Annotated in this window: 11 protein-coding genes and 1 pseudogene; 5 read left to right on the top strand and 7 right to left on the bottom strand. The window is 41.3% G+C overall.

Annotation, left to right across the window (positions count from 1 at the left end; translation table 11 throughout):
- Positions 1–118 precede the first annotated feature (118 nt).
- The gene (gene thrB / locus GYX26_RS10530) at positions 119–1,039 is read left to right on the top strand and encodes a homoserine kinase (RefSeq protein ID WP_174829208.1); all 921 of its coding nucleotides are present in this window, start codon (positions 119–121) and stop codon (positions 1,037–1,039) included.
- Positions 1,040–1,586: 547 nt separating this feature from the next.
- On the opposite strand, the gene GYX26_RS10525 is transcribed toward thrB, so the two are convergent.
- From GYX26_RS10525 to GYX26_RS11310, 3 genes are all read right to left on the bottom strand, one after another.
- Entirely contained in the window at positions 1,587–4,130 is a 2,544-nt protein-coding gene (locus tag GYX26_RS10525) for an autotransporter outer membrane beta-barrel domain-containing protein (protein WP_174829207.1), read from the bottom strand.
- A 336-nt stretch (positions 4,131–4,466) separates the two neighbouring features.
- On the bottom strand, positions 4,467–4,589 hold the full coding sequence (locus GYX26_RS11750; protein WP_370520886.1) for a hypothetical protein: 123 nt from the start codon (positions 4,587–4,589) through the stop codon (positions 4,467–4,469).
- A gap of 203 nt (positions 4,590–4,792) precedes the next feature.
- Positions 4,793–4,930: a hypothetical protein gene (locus GYX26_RS11310; RefSeq protein WP_202984315.1), complete on the bottom strand. Its 138-nt coding sequence runs from the start codon at positions 4,928–4,930 to the stop codon at positions 4,793–4,795.
- Positions 4,931–5,063: 133 nt separating this feature from the next.
- On the opposite strand from GYX26_RS11310, the gene GYX26_RS10515 reads away from it, so the two are divergent.
- Together GYX26_RS10515 and GYX26_RS10510 are read left to right on the top strand one after the other, a co-directional pair.
- A complete protein-coding gene (locus GYX26_RS10515) occupies positions 5,064–5,405 on the top strand; it encodes a helix-turn-helix domain-containing protein (protein WP_100090219.1) in 342 nt (113 codons plus the stop codon).
- A gap of 416 nt (positions 5,406–5,821) precedes the next feature.
- Complete coding sequence (locus GYX26_RS10510; protein WP_174829206.1) at positions 5,822–8,203, top strand: glucose/quinate/shikimate family membrane-bound PQQ-dependent dehydrogenase; 2,382 nt, start codon at positions 5,822–5,824, stop codon at positions 8,201–8,203.
- 118 nt (positions 8,204–8,321) lie between these two features.
- On the opposite strand, the gene leuS is transcribed toward GYX26_RS10510, so the two are convergent.
- The 4 genes from leuS to GYX26_RS10490 form a co-directional block, all read right to left on the bottom strand.
- Complete coding sequence (leuS, locus tag GYX26_RS10505; protein WP_174829219.1) at positions 8,322–10,961, bottom strand: leucine--tRNA ligase; 2,640 nt, start codon at positions 10,959–10,961, stop codon at positions 8,322–8,324.
- A gap of 350 nt (positions 10,962–11,311) precedes the next feature.
- A complete protein-coding gene (gene ptsP, locus GYX26_RS10500; protein WP_174829205.1) occupies positions 11,312–13,069 on the bottom strand; it encodes a phosphoenolpyruvate--protein phosphotransferase in 1,758 nt (585 codons plus the stop codon).
- Entirely contained in the window at positions 13,069–13,338 is a 270-nt protein-coding gene (locus GYX26_RS10495; protein WP_174829204.1) for an HPr family phosphocarrier protein, read from the bottom strand. The genes ptsP and GYX26_RS10495 overlap by 1 nt, the downstream gene beginning before the upstream one ends.
- Position 13,339: 1 nt before the next feature.
- Positions 13,340–13,744 (bottom strand): PTS sugar transporter subunit IIA, encoded by a 405-nt coding sequence (locus GYX26_RS10490; RefSeq protein WP_100090553.1) that lies wholly within the window; start codon positions 13,742–13,744, stop codon positions 13,340–13,342.
- Positions 13,745–15,175: 1,431 nt separating this feature from the next.
- On the opposite strand from GYX26_RS10490, the pseudogene GYX26_RS11745 reads away from it, so the two are divergent.
- Both GYX26_RS11745 and GYX26_RS10480 read left to right on the top strand, forming a co-directional pair.
- Positions 15,176–15,277 (top strand): annotated as a pseudogene (locus GYX26_RS11745) (IS3 family transposase); the annotation flags it as partial.
- 140 nt (positions 15,278–15,417) lie between these two features.
- Positions 15,418–15,669 (top strand): tRNA (cytidine(34)-2'-O)-methyltransferase (locus GYX26_RS10480; protein WP_304944915.1); only part of this gene is annotated, 252 nt, incomplete at its 3' end.

The raw sequence follows: 15,669 nt of genomic DNA, 5'->3' as shown, positions 1-15,669 counted from the left end.
AATACATCTGCCTGATAACAACATTTTTTTGTTATCATGCACTTGTTCTGGTGACACAGAACAAATATCCTGTTTCAGATTTCTATACCGTCTATAACTTGTTTGATTGGTCACGTCCATGTCTGTCTATACCAGCGTTAGCGATGATGAAATGCGCAGCTTTCTGCGCGATTATCACTTGGGTCGGCTTATTAGTTTGCAAGGTATCGCCCAGGGCATTACCAACAGCAATTATTTTGTTACCACTACACAAGGGCGTTATGTACTGACGGTATTTGAGGCCATGACTCAGGCTGAACTGCCCTACTTTCTGGATTTAACCCAGCATCTGAGTGCCAATGGTGTGGCCTGCCCTGCCCCGATTGCACGAATCGACGGCCGCCTGGACAGTACACTGGTTGGCAAACCCGCCTGTCTGGTAACCTGTCTGTCTGGTAGCGATACCAGTAGCCCTTCCGAACAGCAATGTTTCAATACCGGTGCCATGCTGGCCAAAATGCATCTGGCCGGAACCGATTTCCCGTTAACAATGAATAATCCGCGCTATACCACATGGTGGCACGAAGCCAGTAGCCGATTATCATCATTTCTGGATGCAGAAGACGAGCGGCTGTTACAGGCAGAAATTGCTTTTTTTGATAAAAATGAGCGTACCGATTTACCTGCCGGCATTATCCATGCCGACTTATTCCGCGATAATGTCTTACTGGACGGCGAACAGGTAGCTGGCTTTATTGATTTCTACTATGCATGTAACGGCAACTTCATGTATGACTTGGCCATTGCCGTTAACGATTGGGCACGGCGGGCAGACAACCATCTCGACCACAACCTGCAACAGGCATTTATGCACGGCTATGAAAGCATACGACCGCTAACTGCTGCCGAACGGGATTACTTTCCGATTGCACAGCGGGCAGCCTGCATCCGGTTCTGGGTTTCCCGCCTGCTTGATTACCATTTTCCACAAGTAGGGGAAATTACCTTTATCAAGGATCCAAACGTTTTCCGCGATTTATTGCTGAGCCTAAGGACTTAACAAGCGCAGTTCAAATTGCCTGTGTACTGCCTCAGCAACCAGCAGGATACATTGAGACGGTTCAAGTCTCTTTTAATTTCCATCTACATTTGTATCAACATATGCAAATGCAAGCTAAAATTAAAATATCATAATGATAGTAGCATTAAATGCACATTTAAAATGGCGTCATTAAGCGATAGTTGCCTCATTGCCAAGCAAATTAATTGAATCATTCCATTTCTTAATATAAACCTAGCGCGTCCGCCAGCAATGTTCAGTTTAAGCACTGCAAAAGTGTTTCCCATTTCTTACAACTTAATTTATATCACTAATCACAGGCAGGACGATAAGCACAGCCACTACTTCACACTGGTGTTTTATATCAATAAACAGCTATTTGTGGCTTAATTTAATAAGGCAAAATTTTTAAAGAAAAAATAAGTGATAAAGTTCACTATCACTCACTACAATCATGAAACCAAAGAAAAATTTAAAAATTCAATTTCATTCCTAATAGCTTTTACCAAAAATCGTTCCCCTTACAACAAGTAAACAATATTTGTGATTAAAAATCAAAACGGTATCCCACATTTACTTGTTTTCGATCAAACTTATTACCCAGAGAATAAACCACATCACCATAAAAATGATGCCTTTGATTTAACTGTATATTGATACCAATACCGTTATCCCACCAGTTACCACCAAAATCATATTTCTCTCTTGCAGCATGATTAAATGTGTAAGACGTTTCACCACCAAATTCTTTCAGATAGCCAGTTTTAAAATAAATATCTACTAGATTTTCATTACTTTGTATTGTGTAACCTAGAATAATACTTGCGCGTGCAATCAATGAATTATAGCTGCCTAATTTAGTTGTTAAACCATTGGTTGCATTAATTGTGGCACCATTCTGATGAGAAAAAGTAACCTGAGCTTGGGGCTCTAAATACCATCCTTGTGCAGTTTGTCTTGCTGAAGATAGCTGAACACGTTTACCAATTTCAGTTCCAATTGAAAAGCCTTCAGTATTACCATGACCTTTAACACTATAGCTACCACCAGTTAGACTATTGAATTTGTTAGACATATACATATACTTCACTAAGCCATCCATATAAAAACCGTTTTGGCTTTGCAAGGTGGCATAAAGTGCTACAGAATAACTTTTAGTATTGCCATCACCAACATTATGATTCACATCGCCTTTACTTAGACCACCCATAATACCGTAATAAATATCTTCGTTATTGTGACCCAGTTTTCGATCAATACCAAACTGCAAACCATAGTAATTCATGTCGAAGTCAGATAAACGTTTGTCATTAAACGAGCTTAATTTACCTGTATAGATACGTCCCCATGTTTCACCATGAGATGTATTATTTGTGCGGATTTGTCCCATTCGTTGCAATAACGTCTGCGTTTCAACATAGCTCATCAAATAATTTGAATTAAGAATACTGGCTGCGTTTTGCGCGGTATGCGTTAATTGTGGTTTAGGGGAAACTGGTTTGTTTTGGCCGCCATTATCATTTGTATTGTTATTGTCATTAGAAGCTGCAGACCCTGATAATACCCAATCTTCAGTGCCGGCACCACGATTATTACTGACTTTGGTTAACGTACTAAACTGATAGGCACCAATATCAAAAGATGGCGCAGACAAACCAAAATTAGCCCCACCGCCTTCTGTTTCAACCAGTGTGAATTTTTCATTACCCGTCACTGTGGCCGCACCGGTTTTATTATCAACAATGGCAATTTTATGATTACCTGCTGCTTGTTGTGATCCGGTTATTTTAAGCAAGTCATGCGCAAAAGTTTTACCAATTGCAGTTCGCATTTCAAAAATACCATTACCCGCTAAAGAACCAGAGCTCAATGTCATTGCATTTGTGCCATCAAGAGAGGCGGGCAAACTAGGAGCCGCATAGGCATAACCAAAACTCACTTTGGCATTATCGCCAAGGATTAATGAATCAATACTTGAACTATCGGTCATTTTCCACTGGCTATCATGACCGGAAATGGCCAGATTAATTTCACCTTTATTTTTTGAATTAGATAGCGCATTATTTTCCATAGAGGTTAATAACGTTGAGCCATTAGCAAGCTTAAAATTAATGACACCTTTAGTAATAACGTCCTTATCTTCAATTAACTTGCTAGAGGATGAATAAACATCACCTTTAATATTAGATTTGCCAGCAATGTCCACCTTTCCAGCAAGTGCTTCTATTGCATTATAATGTTGATTGTCCTCAGAAATTATCCGGTTTTCATTCAAGCCACTGTTAATCTCTAATTTGCCATCTACTTGCTGCATACTAATTGACGTACCATGATCAGTGGTAAGATTAACCCCATTCTCTAAATAAATAACGCTGCCACCATCAGGCTCAGGATTGCCGTTTTTAAATGGGATTTGGTCAAAGACAATACCATGAGCGTTATTACTGCCAGACATCTTGATAGTAACTTTATCCTTAAAAGTTAATTTAGAACCTAACGCATTAGGCTTATTATTCCTTTGAGAATAAATACCATAACTATCTTGGCCAGAAGCAGTAATTTTTACTTCTTTATTAAATGTACCTGTTGATAAGGATGCTGCCGAATTATTGTAAGTGCGAATACCGATAAACTGGCCATTTTCTATACCGGTTATAGCGACCTTTTTTTGAAATAAACCGCTTCCTTTACTTGCAATATAAATACCTGAACCATCTTTCAAACTTACGTCGAGTTCACTATTGGCAATAACATTAGCTGATATTATATGCAAACCATAAACAGAATTATAATTACCAGCTGCATTATTCCGAATAATAAATTTATCAGTACTATCCGTGTCACCGATGGTTAACACCTTGCCATTTTTTGCACTAATCGCAATACCGCGACTATTCATATCAATGTGTGGTGCCGTAGCAGAAGTGGTTTTTATCTCAACATTGTCATCATTAGCCGTAATACCCGTGTTGGTATAATTTCCTATATTAGAATCATCGATAGTCATTGTGGCATTAGCGAATAAAGGGATTATAGATAACGTTCCCACTGAAATTTTAAATAATAAAATATCTGAATTTACTTTTTTCATTGAATCAATCAAAAACAAAATACCATTAAATTTCTCAAAAAATTTACATCAATCTTATAATTATGTAAAAATAATAACTTAAAAAACATCATATAATCAAATATATGCCTATATTTATAATATTTTTATGCAAAATATCTTTCGATTTACGCTGATATTTTTCTCGGCCATCGCCACCCCCTATGTATTAGCTAACTGATTAATATTTATTGTTAAATATCGCCCACACCACCATTAATAAGTATTTTTGATCCCAGCACAAAAGATGATTCATCCGCAGCCAGAAAATAGCGGCTTTGATTATCTCAATCGGTTTACCCAAATGCCCTAGTAGTACTAAGTTCTTAATTTATTCTGTAAATTTTTTACTGCATCTGAATTAATGGTATTCAAATTCATATGCGCTGGCGTATCGGTTGGATCTGGTACTAAACAATTGAAACGAATATTTCTGAATATCCGTTCTCCTGACAGTGTTCTGACTAACGAACAGAGAACTGCTTTACTCGATGCATAAATACTGCTTTATGGCAGGCCGATTTTAGTACTTACCGTACCACTCAAAATAACTGCACTGGGATTAGCCAGTATTGATATACACCGCATCTAATCTGGAACAGATTTCAGTTAATTTTTCGGCCAGATACTTCCGTTCTTCAAAGTCAGGCATCACTTTGAAATATTAATACATTTCCACCTAATTCTTTTTTAGCTTCTAACAGCCTGTTTTTATTTCTACCGATTACGGCTACATCAGCACCTGCGGCTATAAATTCTCTGGCCGTTACCAGCCCTCCCATTACTTGCGTCCGTAATGAGTACATATTTGCCTTCTAACCTTTTCATATTTCCCCTTTCAAAATTAACCTCAGTATAATTTAACTAGTTTACTTATGAAAGTAGGTACCAAATAGATACTCTTGGAAAATAATTATGCATAATGAAAAAGATATAGATAAAAATTTTAACTGCCCTATGGTTAAATTCATCAACCTAATTTCAGGAAAATGGGCTATTCCCATCCTCTACCGTTTAATAATCACGAATAAACCTATCCGTTTTGGTGAACTAAAACGTGCAATTTCGCCAATTACACAAAAAGAATTAACCAAACAACTAAGGCTATTTGAACAAAAGGGATTAATTAGTAGAAAACTATATCCCGAAGTACCACCAAAAGTGGAATACCAGATAACAGAACTCGGTAAAACTTTAAAACCAGCCCTAAATTCAATAGCCCACTGGATGGAACAACATGAAAAAGAGTTGCTCTAATTAACTGACTTACATGCAAATCATTAAATCACGTGATATATTAATTTATTAGTGACACATTCATGACCCTTGTATATTTAAATAACAGTTTTCAGCAAGCCGACTGTCATTTTGTTTAGAGACAACAACACAGGTACAACAATAAAAGAAAAATATATCTTAAAGAAATAAAGCTTCTCATTACAGCCTTAATGTTTTCAGCAGCCATATTTAGCAAAACAATCTATTAACAGCACAATAATTCACACACAAAATAAAAACTTAACCTATTGCTAATATTATAAAAAACCAAGCAACCAAAAATAATTAATTTTTTAATATTCATTTAAGCATACATTTGCATATTCATTATTGCTGACTATAATCATTCCCATACTGCAAAGAAATTTTTATTAAAATCAACTTATAGAGGCATAATGAACACACATCAATCAACTCATTCCATCGCCAGAATCATTACCCAAATAATTCTATGGCTGGTTACAATCTATCTGCTCATAGGAGGAGTCTGGTTAATCTGTCTGGGCGGTTCACCCTTTTACGCTATTCTTGCATTAGCACTTGGGCTGTTCACTTATCTGTATCAGCGCAATTGCAGCAATAGCCTGTGGTACTTTGCCGTTATACTCATCACAACATTAGGCTGGGGATTATGGGAATGCGGTACTGACTTCTGGGCACTGGCACCACGGTTTGATATCCTGTTTCTCTTAGGCCTGTGGCTACTATCGCCTTGGTCAACACGTCAGTTAACCACACAACACAGTAGTAAAGCAGCTATTGCCATAGTTTTAACTACCATACTAGGCATCATGCTTTACAGCATTAATCACGACCCGCAAGAGATCAATGGCACCATCACACGTACCCAGCCGATACCAGCCGCACATACCAATGATATTGCGGCAGAAGACTGGCCAGCTTACGGCCGCACTCAGAGCGGCAGCCGCTACTCACCATTAACCCAGATTAATACCAGCAACGTAAACCAGCTCAAAGTCGCCTGGACTTATCATACCGGTGACTTCAAAACCGATAATGACTCAGCCGAAACCACCAACGAGCTTACCCCAATCAAAATCGGCAATAAATTATTTATCTGTACACCACACCAGTTTCTGGACGCACTGGATGCCACTAGTGGTAAACGGTTATGGCGCTTTAATCCGAAATTGCGCAGTAACAAAACCTTTCAGCATCTTACCTGTCGAGGTGTCAGCTATTACGACGCCACAACAGCAAACAGTAGCGAAACCGCAGCATCACCCATATGCCCGCGAAAAGTACTGTTACCAGTCAATGATGGTCGTTTGATTGCTGTTAATGCAGATAATGGCCAGAAATGCAAAGACTTCGGCAATGAGGGAGAAGTTAACCTGCAAGCAAAAATGCCTTACGCATTTCTGGGTGGCTACAACCCAACATCACCGCCTATAGTCACACCGAGTACCATTATTATCGGTGGTTCAGTCACCGATAACCTCTCCACCAAAGAACCATCAGGCGTGATACGCGGTTATGATGCCAATAATGGTCAATTAAAATGGGTGTTTGATACCGGTGCCGAAAATCCGAATGCCATGCCGGGCGAAAACACCACCTTCGTGCATAATTCACCCAATGCATGGGCGCCACTGGCCTACGACCAGCAACGCAATATCGTTTATGTGCCCACCGGCGTAGGTACACCTGATATCTGGGGCGGCCATCGCGACAAACTGAAAGAGCGTTATGCCAATTCCATTGTGGCACTGAATGCTTCCACCGGCAAACTGCTGTGGCACTATCAGACCACCCACCATGATTTATGGGATATGGATGTACCGGCACAACCTTCATTAATGGATCTCACCCTGCCATCCGGCAAACGAGTTCCGGCCATTTACGTCCTCACCAAAACCGGTAATGTTTTCGTGCTCAATCGTGAAACCGGCCAACCCATCGTACCGGTAACCGAAAAACCAGTACCGCAAACCCTGAAATATGGTAATCCTACGCAAGGTGAGCACTATTCTGCCACCCAGCCATTTTCAGCGCTGAGTCTGACACCAAAAGACAAGCTCACCGATAAAGATATGTGGGGAGCAACCATGTTTGACCAGCTCATTTGCCGTATTCAGTTTAAACATCTGAATTATGATGGCATCTATACTCCGCCTTCTGAAAACGGCACACTGGTTTTCCCGGGAAATCTGGGTGTATTTGAATGGGGCGGCATATCCGTCAATCAGGATCGCCAAATTGCATTGATGAATCCGATAGGTCTGCCATTTGTTTCCCGCCTGATTCCCACCAATCCAGACAGAACGCAACAAAAACAGGGTGCCGGTACTGAAAATGGCATGCAACCGATGTATGGTGCCCCTTATGGTGTGGAAATAAATCCCTTCCTGTCACCACTAGGCCTGCCCTGTAAACAGCCATCATGGGGGTTTGTTGCCGGAGTGGATTTACAAAGCAATCAGGTAGTGTGGAAAAAACGTATCGGTACCATTCGCGACAGCCTGCCAAAATTATTCGAATTACCACCATTGAAAATCGGCGTACCCGGCTTAGGTGGTGCAATATCAACAGCTGGTAATGTTATGTTTGTCAGTGCCACTCAGGACGACTATCTGCGAGCCTACGACACCAGCAATGGTAAGCTGTTATGGGAAGCCCGCTTACCTGCCGGTGGACAGGCAACACCCATGACTTACGCAGTTAACGGCAAACAATATGTAGTACAGATGGCAGGTGGTCATGGCTCATTTGGTACCAGAATGGGCGATTACCTAATTGCTTATACCCTACCTTAAGCTTTAATTAATATGGACAGCCAATGAACTGTCCATATTCTCAATCCAGCAAAAGCTTACCCATACAAAAAAAGACATGTTAACAACATGTCTTTTTTATCCTCAGTCTCAGTAATACTCAGACAACAATATTTACCAGACGTTTGGGCACCACAATCACCTTTTTCGGTGTTTTGCCGTCCACAAATCGTTGTACAGTTGGTTCAGCCAGCGCTACGGCCTGTACTTCATCATTACTGATATCAGCCGCAACTGTAATCTGTCCGCGTAGCTTACCATTTACCTGTACCATCAAAGTAATCTCATTCTGCACCAGTGCAGCCTCATCGACACGAGGCCATGCAGCATCCCACAAAGTTTGCTGCGCAGACAATTCATTCCATAGCGTTTCACACACATGTGGCACAATTGGCCATAACAGACGCAATACTGACTCTAGCACTTCCTGTGCCACAGCTCGTCCCTGCTCTGAACCACAATCAGTACGATCATACTGATTCAGCAACTCCATCACCGCAGCAATAGCTGTATTGAATTGCTGGCGACGGCCATAATCATCTGTTACCTTGGCAATCGTAGTGTGCAATTTCAGGCGCAACGCTTTCAATTCAGATGACAGCCCGTCCTGATTACCCGCAAACGCCGTTACACTGGCGCCCTGCTGTAAATAATCATACACCGTACGCCATAAACGACGCAGGAAACGATGAGCACCATCCACACCAGCATCTGACCACTCCAAAGATTGCTCTGGTGGCGCAGCAAACATCATAAACAGACGTGCAGTATCAGCACCATAACGGTCAATCAGCTCTTGCGGATCCACACCATTATTTTTCGATTTAGACATCTTCTCAATGCCGCCAATACAAACTGGCTTGCCGTCCGCTTTCAAAGTTGCAGCCAGTGGCCGGCCTTTATCATCCCGTTGCAAATCCACATCCTGTGGTGCAATCCACTCTTTACTGCCATTAGCCCCTTCACGGTAATACGTCTCACAGACTACCATACCCTGAGTAAGCAAACGTGCAAAAGGTTCATCAACATTCAGCAGACCTTCATCCCGCATCAGCTTAGTAAAGAAGCGTGCATACAACAAGTGCAAAATAGCATGCTCAATCCCGCCGATATACTGGTCAGCATTCATCCAGTAATTAGCTGCTTCCTTATCCACCATAGCCGTATCACACTGTGGCGAAGCATAGCGCACCGCATACCAGCTGGATTCAACAAATGTATCCATCGTATCCGTTTCACGGCGGGCAGGTTTACCACAGCACGGGCAGCTAGTTTCATAAAATTCCGGCATTTTGCTCAGCGGAGAACCTGCGCCATCCGGCACTACATTTTCAGGCAACACAACCGGTAACTGCGTTTCTGGCACAGTAACATCACCGCAATCATCACAGTGAATAATCGGAATCGGACAACCCCAATAACGCTGGCGTGAAATACCCCAGTCACGCAGGCGATATTGCGTTTTCGGTGCGCCGGCATTTTTAGCCTGCAAAATCTCCCCTACACGCTCAAAAGCGGCATGAAAATCCAGACCATCCAGTTCACCACTGTTAACACACTGCGTCTGCTCCTTGCTGCCATACCATTCCTGCCACGCCTGCGCACTAAATTCATCAGTAGTTTGAGTAGATGCAATAACCTGTTTAATCGGCAGTTGATACTTAGTGGCAAACTCAAAATCACGTTCATCATGTGCCGGCACAGCCATCACCGCACCGTCACCATAGCCCCATAGCACATAATTGGCCACCCACACCGGCAGTACATCACCATTCAACGGATTAATGGCAAAGCGTCCGGTAGGCATACCTTTCTTCTCCATCGTAGCCATATCCGCTTCAGCCACAGAACCTGCCTTGCATTCAGCAATAAACTGCTGTAGCTCAGCATTATCGGTAGCAGCAGCTGTAGCCAGAGGATGTTCCGCTGCCACAGCAACATAAGTCGCGCCCATCAGCGTATCTGGACGCGTAGTGTATACCTGCACAAAATCAGCGTACTCACCCGTTAAACCTGCTTTGCTGTCTTCAGCCAGCGCAAAACGCACCTGCATACCACGCGACTTGCCGATCCAGTTGCGCTGCATCGTCTTAACCTGTTCCGGCCAGTGTTCCAGCGTGTCCAAACCATTAAGCAATTCCTCGGCGTAATCCGTAATCTTGAAGTAATACATCGGGATTTCGCGTTTTTCTACAATGGCACCAGAGCGCCAGCCACGACCATCTACAACCTGCTCATTGGCCAGCACCGTCTGATCCACCGGATCCCAGTTAACCGTACCGTTTTTCTTGTAAATAATGCCCTTCTGGAACAAACGCACAAACAGCCACTGTTCCCAACGATAATATTCCGGCGTACAGGTTGCAATTTCCCGCTCCCAGTCAATGGCAAAACCCAGACTCTGCAACTGCTTTTTCATATAAGCAATATTGTCGTAAGTCCATTGTGCCGGTGCTACCTGATGCTTCATGGCCGCATTTTCAGCTGGCAAACCAAATGCATCCCAGCCCATTGGTTGCATTACATTAAAACCATTAAGCAAACGATAGCGGCTCAGTACATCACCAATCGTATAGTTACGTACATGCCCCATATGTAACTTGCCTGATGGATAAGGAAACATCGACAGACAATAATATTTTGGTTTGGGACTAAAATCTTCAGCGTTAAATAAACGGTATTCCTGCCAGCGTGCCTGCGCAGCCGGTTCAATCTTCTCGGGACAGTAATGTTCTTGCATCATGAATCATCAATTTATTGTATAAAAATAGACCGCTATTATAACAGTTTACTCAAGACACCAGCCTGCAATTAATCATTCTGGCCGCTCAGTTAGCCAAACTGGTACATCAATACCGCAATAACATATTGCGCATTCAGCCAGATTACAATAATTTATGCAAATAACATTCAAGCAGACAAATAAAAAAACCACCGATACCAAGGGAGAGAATATCGGTGGACAATTTGCGGGAAAACACTACTTACTCAATACTGACTGTCAGGCAACAACAATACTGATGAATTGATTATATAAAGATAACCATTAAACGCAGTTAAACTGTGCTAAGTCAGACAAAACTATTTATTTCAATCCACAGAATCAGCCAATTCATGTGAAGAATTAAATTTTTTCAATAACTTTAATGCTTTATCTGGATCATCATTGCGTAATATCTTTTGCACCTCAGTTTCCAGTGTCAGCAAATCACTCTGAATAATCTGATTTTTTACCGCCAGAATATTATTTGCATTCATCGAAAAACAGCGTAATCCCATCGCCATCAACAACCGCGTATATTGAGCATCACCAGCCATTTCACCACAAATTGACACCGGTTTGTTCAAACGTGCCGCAGTACGAATAATATGCAATAACAATTTCAATACCGCAGGATGTCCCGGCTGATATAAATAACTCACACTTTCATCATTGCGGTCAGCCGCCAGCGTATATTGAATCAAATCATTAGTACCAACCGAAACAAAATCAATCAGTTTCAGAATAGAATTAACCGTCAACGCAGCCGATGGAATCTCCACCATTGCGCCAACCTGAATATTCTCATCAAATTCTTCAAAACGATCGCGTAGCTGCTGTTTGGCCGTATTTAAATGCGTTAAGCATTGCTGTATTTCCGTCACCGAAGAAATCATCGGCCACATCATGCGCACAGGTCCCAGAACAGCAGCCCGCATAATTGCACGCATCTGGGTACGAAACATCACCGGCTCTGCCAAACACAAACGGATACCGGTCAAACCCAAAGCCGGATTCATAGCGTTGCTGGGGCCAAACCAGCGTGGATTTTTATCCACCCCCAAATCAATCGTCCGTATGGTTAATGGCTTGCCCTTCAGCTTTTTAACCACATCCGCATACTCCGCATACAACTCATCTTCTGTAGGCAAAGTATCCCTGTTGAGATAAAAAAACTCACTGCGATACAATCCAATGCCGTCAATACCTAAATTATGCAATGCTTTAATATCATTAGCACTTTCAATATTGCCTAACAACTCAATATTGATTCCATCCTGCGTAGTCGCAGCCGTATTTTTCAGTTTATTTAATTGCCGTTTTAAACTGCGAAACTCACGTAAACGGCGCCGATATTCCTTCAAAATGATATTATCAGGCGCAATAATAACCACGCCCATAGTGCCATCTACAATAATCAGCTCATCTTCGTTAATCAATTCCCGCGCATAGCCCAGTGCAATCACAGATGGTATATCCAAGCTGCGTCCTAGAATTGCCGTGTGACTGGTTGGCCCACCAGCATCAGTTATAAAAGCCGCAATACGACTGTCTTTAAAAAAAATCGTGTCTGCCGGTGATAAGTCATGAGCAACCAGAATCGTATCTTCTTCAAAATCCTCAGCTTCAGTAACAACCTCAGTAGACAGTCCAATCAGATTCTTAAAAATCCGCTCCACTACCTGCAACATATCCTGCTTGCGCGCACGCAGATAATTATCTTCAATTGCATCAAACTGTTCCGCCAGTTTATCTGTTTGCAACTTTAATGCCCATTCAGCATTAACACATTTCTCCTCAATAATATCAATAGGTTCTCTCGACAGACTCACATCTCCAACCAGCATCAGATGCAGAGAAATAAACGCACCCAGCTCTGAAGGTGCATTTTGTGGAATATCTGTACGCAACTGTTCTAACTGACGGCGAGTCGTCTTAATCGCCTGCTCATAACGGGCAACTTCTGCTTGTATTTCTTCAATCGACAGCTCACGATGGGGCACATCATCCATCCCCCGTACTACCAGATGGGCTCGACCAATTGCTACCCCAGCACCTACTGCCACGCCATGCAGCACAATACACATTATTCGTCTTCACCAAAATAATTGTTAATCAGCTCAACCAGTGCCTGCATCGCCTGACCCTCATCCACACCGTCAGTTTCCAGTTCAATTACACTACCCTGAGCAGCAGCCAACATCATCAGACCCATAATACTTTTACCATTAACCCGACGGTCTTTGCGTGTAACCCACACCTCACATTGAAAACGACTGGCTACCTGCGTAAACCTGTTCGAAGCCCGTGCATGCAAACCAAGCTTGTTAACAATCTCAATTTCCTTCTTTATCATGTCACAGCTCATCCTGATTAGAAATAGTCATAATGCCAGCAATAGCAGCTGTTTTAACCTCTTCAGCAAATTTATACACATCATCCGCTTTAGCAAAATTTTGTAGCGCCTTAATCAGCATCGGAGCATTAAGTCCGGTAAGCACAATAACATTGTCACGATTAATCAGCCGGCATACCAGATTACACGGCGTAGCACCAAAAATATCCGTCAGAATCAGCACACCATGGCCATAATCCAGAGTAGCCAACTTTTCTACTACATCTGTATGTATGCTTTCAAGCGAATCACTACTGCGTACCCCAATTAGAGAAACATTATCGGGCACAGAACCAAAAATATGCTGAATCAACTGCATATTTGCCTGTCCTACAGTCTCATGGGTAACTATCATCAAACCTATCATTGTATTACCTATTACTATTACAGCATCAAGTGTACCCAATAATCCCGTCTAAAGAAAAATAATTGCATCACTTACCGCTGACCAACAAACAATTGGCTAAAATTCTAACCCTATATCTCCCAGACAAAACTTATCATACTTGTTACACTGTAGGAAGAAAGATACCAAAGGAAATAATATATTAGCTTCAAATTCACCGTCTTGTAGACAGTTTAGAAATGATTTCAGCCTCAAACCGTATAGATTACATGGTTGACTGCTGAATAACCAGTTAAGTTAACTGTTGCTGGTGACAACAATATCAACAGTTGTTTACTTAATAATAGAACATTATGCTTTTTAAAATATAGTATCTCAAATTATTAGAAAATTTAATAGATATTTATAGTAATACCAGTTTCTAATATTATTTTAAGACCTTCACTATCTAGTTGGATACGCTACACTAACCCATACAAATTTTTAGGGGGTAAAGTAAACTTAACTCTAAAAAAGAAAAGATGATGAACCAACAAAAGCGTGCACGATGGACTTTTAGTGCTAATTTCAAAGCGCAAATGGTTAAACTTTATCAGCAGGGGAAATCGTGCAGTAAATTGGTATGAGAATATGATTTGATGCCGTCTGTTTTAAACCGCTGGATAATCCAAACAAACAAAAGCGGTCATTCAAAACTAAAGATAACCGCACTCCAGCAGAAAATGAACTGATTGCCTTACAAAAAGAGCTTAAGCAGCTACAGATAAAAAACGATAACCTAAAGCAGACTGCGCTGATAATGAAAGGGAAGAAAATCAAAATCCTAAAAGTAAATCAACATTGTTATGATATAGCGGCATTATGTCGCTGCTTAGAGATTGGAATCAGGTGAATTCATTTTGCCTTACAACAAACGGGCATCAGCGTTTCTCGTTGTTATACTTCCTGGGTAATGAAGTCGCTATTATTGATATCAAAGTATACGCTTAAACGACATCGAGAACATCAGACGACAAACAATAGCGCAGCAACAGCTAATCATTTACAACGTCAGTTTAATGTAGATAGCATACAGCATATTATAGTGTCAGACTTAACCTATATTCGTGTTAACTATCGCTGGAATTATTCATGTGTGTTACTGAATTCATCTAATCGACAGATTGCCGGTTATGGTATCAGTCAACATAAAACAGCAGATTTAGTGATGCTGCATTAAGCCAGAATAAGCAACCACCACATCATTAAATCCATTTCATTCAGATAGAGGAAAGGAATTTGATAATCAATTACCAGATAAATGTTTCAATACATTTAATATTCAACACTCGCTAAGTAAAAAAGGGGCCGTATGATAATGCAGTGGCGCAAGCAACATTTAAAAGGATTCAAACTGAGCTTGTTAAAGGAAAAAAGTTCATGACAATCCAAAAATTATAACAAGCCTTTGCCGCTTATGCTTATTGGTACAATCACAAACGATTACATTCATCCTTAGGCTATTTGCCTCCCGTGAAATTTAACAAACAACCAAACCTTAATTTTATTGTTTGAATATGCATATCCATTCCATTATATTCGTATGCAGGCAAATAATATCGTCAACACAGTAAGCACAGTTGATAAAGAAATTTTGCAATACAACCGTTATCCAATCTGATATACACTAAATCTTTTTTAAGAACGACCCCAGAATGCCGTTGCACATTGCTCTCTACCAGCCCCAAATACCTGCCAATACCGGCAACATCGCTCGTACCTGTGCTGGTACTCATACCAGTTTGCATTTAATTCATCCGCTCGGCTTTTCCACTGACGATAAAATGCTCAAACGCGCCGGGCTAGATTACTGGCCTCACGTAGACATTCATTACCATGACAGTCTGGAAGCCTTTATAGAGATGACGGAAGCTCAAACTAATGCACAGGTATATTTAATAGAAACG

It is taken from the genome of Snodgrassella sp. ESL0253, assembly GCF_013344965.1.
Taxonomy (GTDB): domain Bacteria; phylum Pseudomonadota; class Gammaproteobacteria; order Burkholderiales; family Neisseriaceae; genus Snodgrassella; species Snodgrassella alvi_B.
This window is presented reverse-complemented; position numbering and strand designations above follow the sequence as displayed.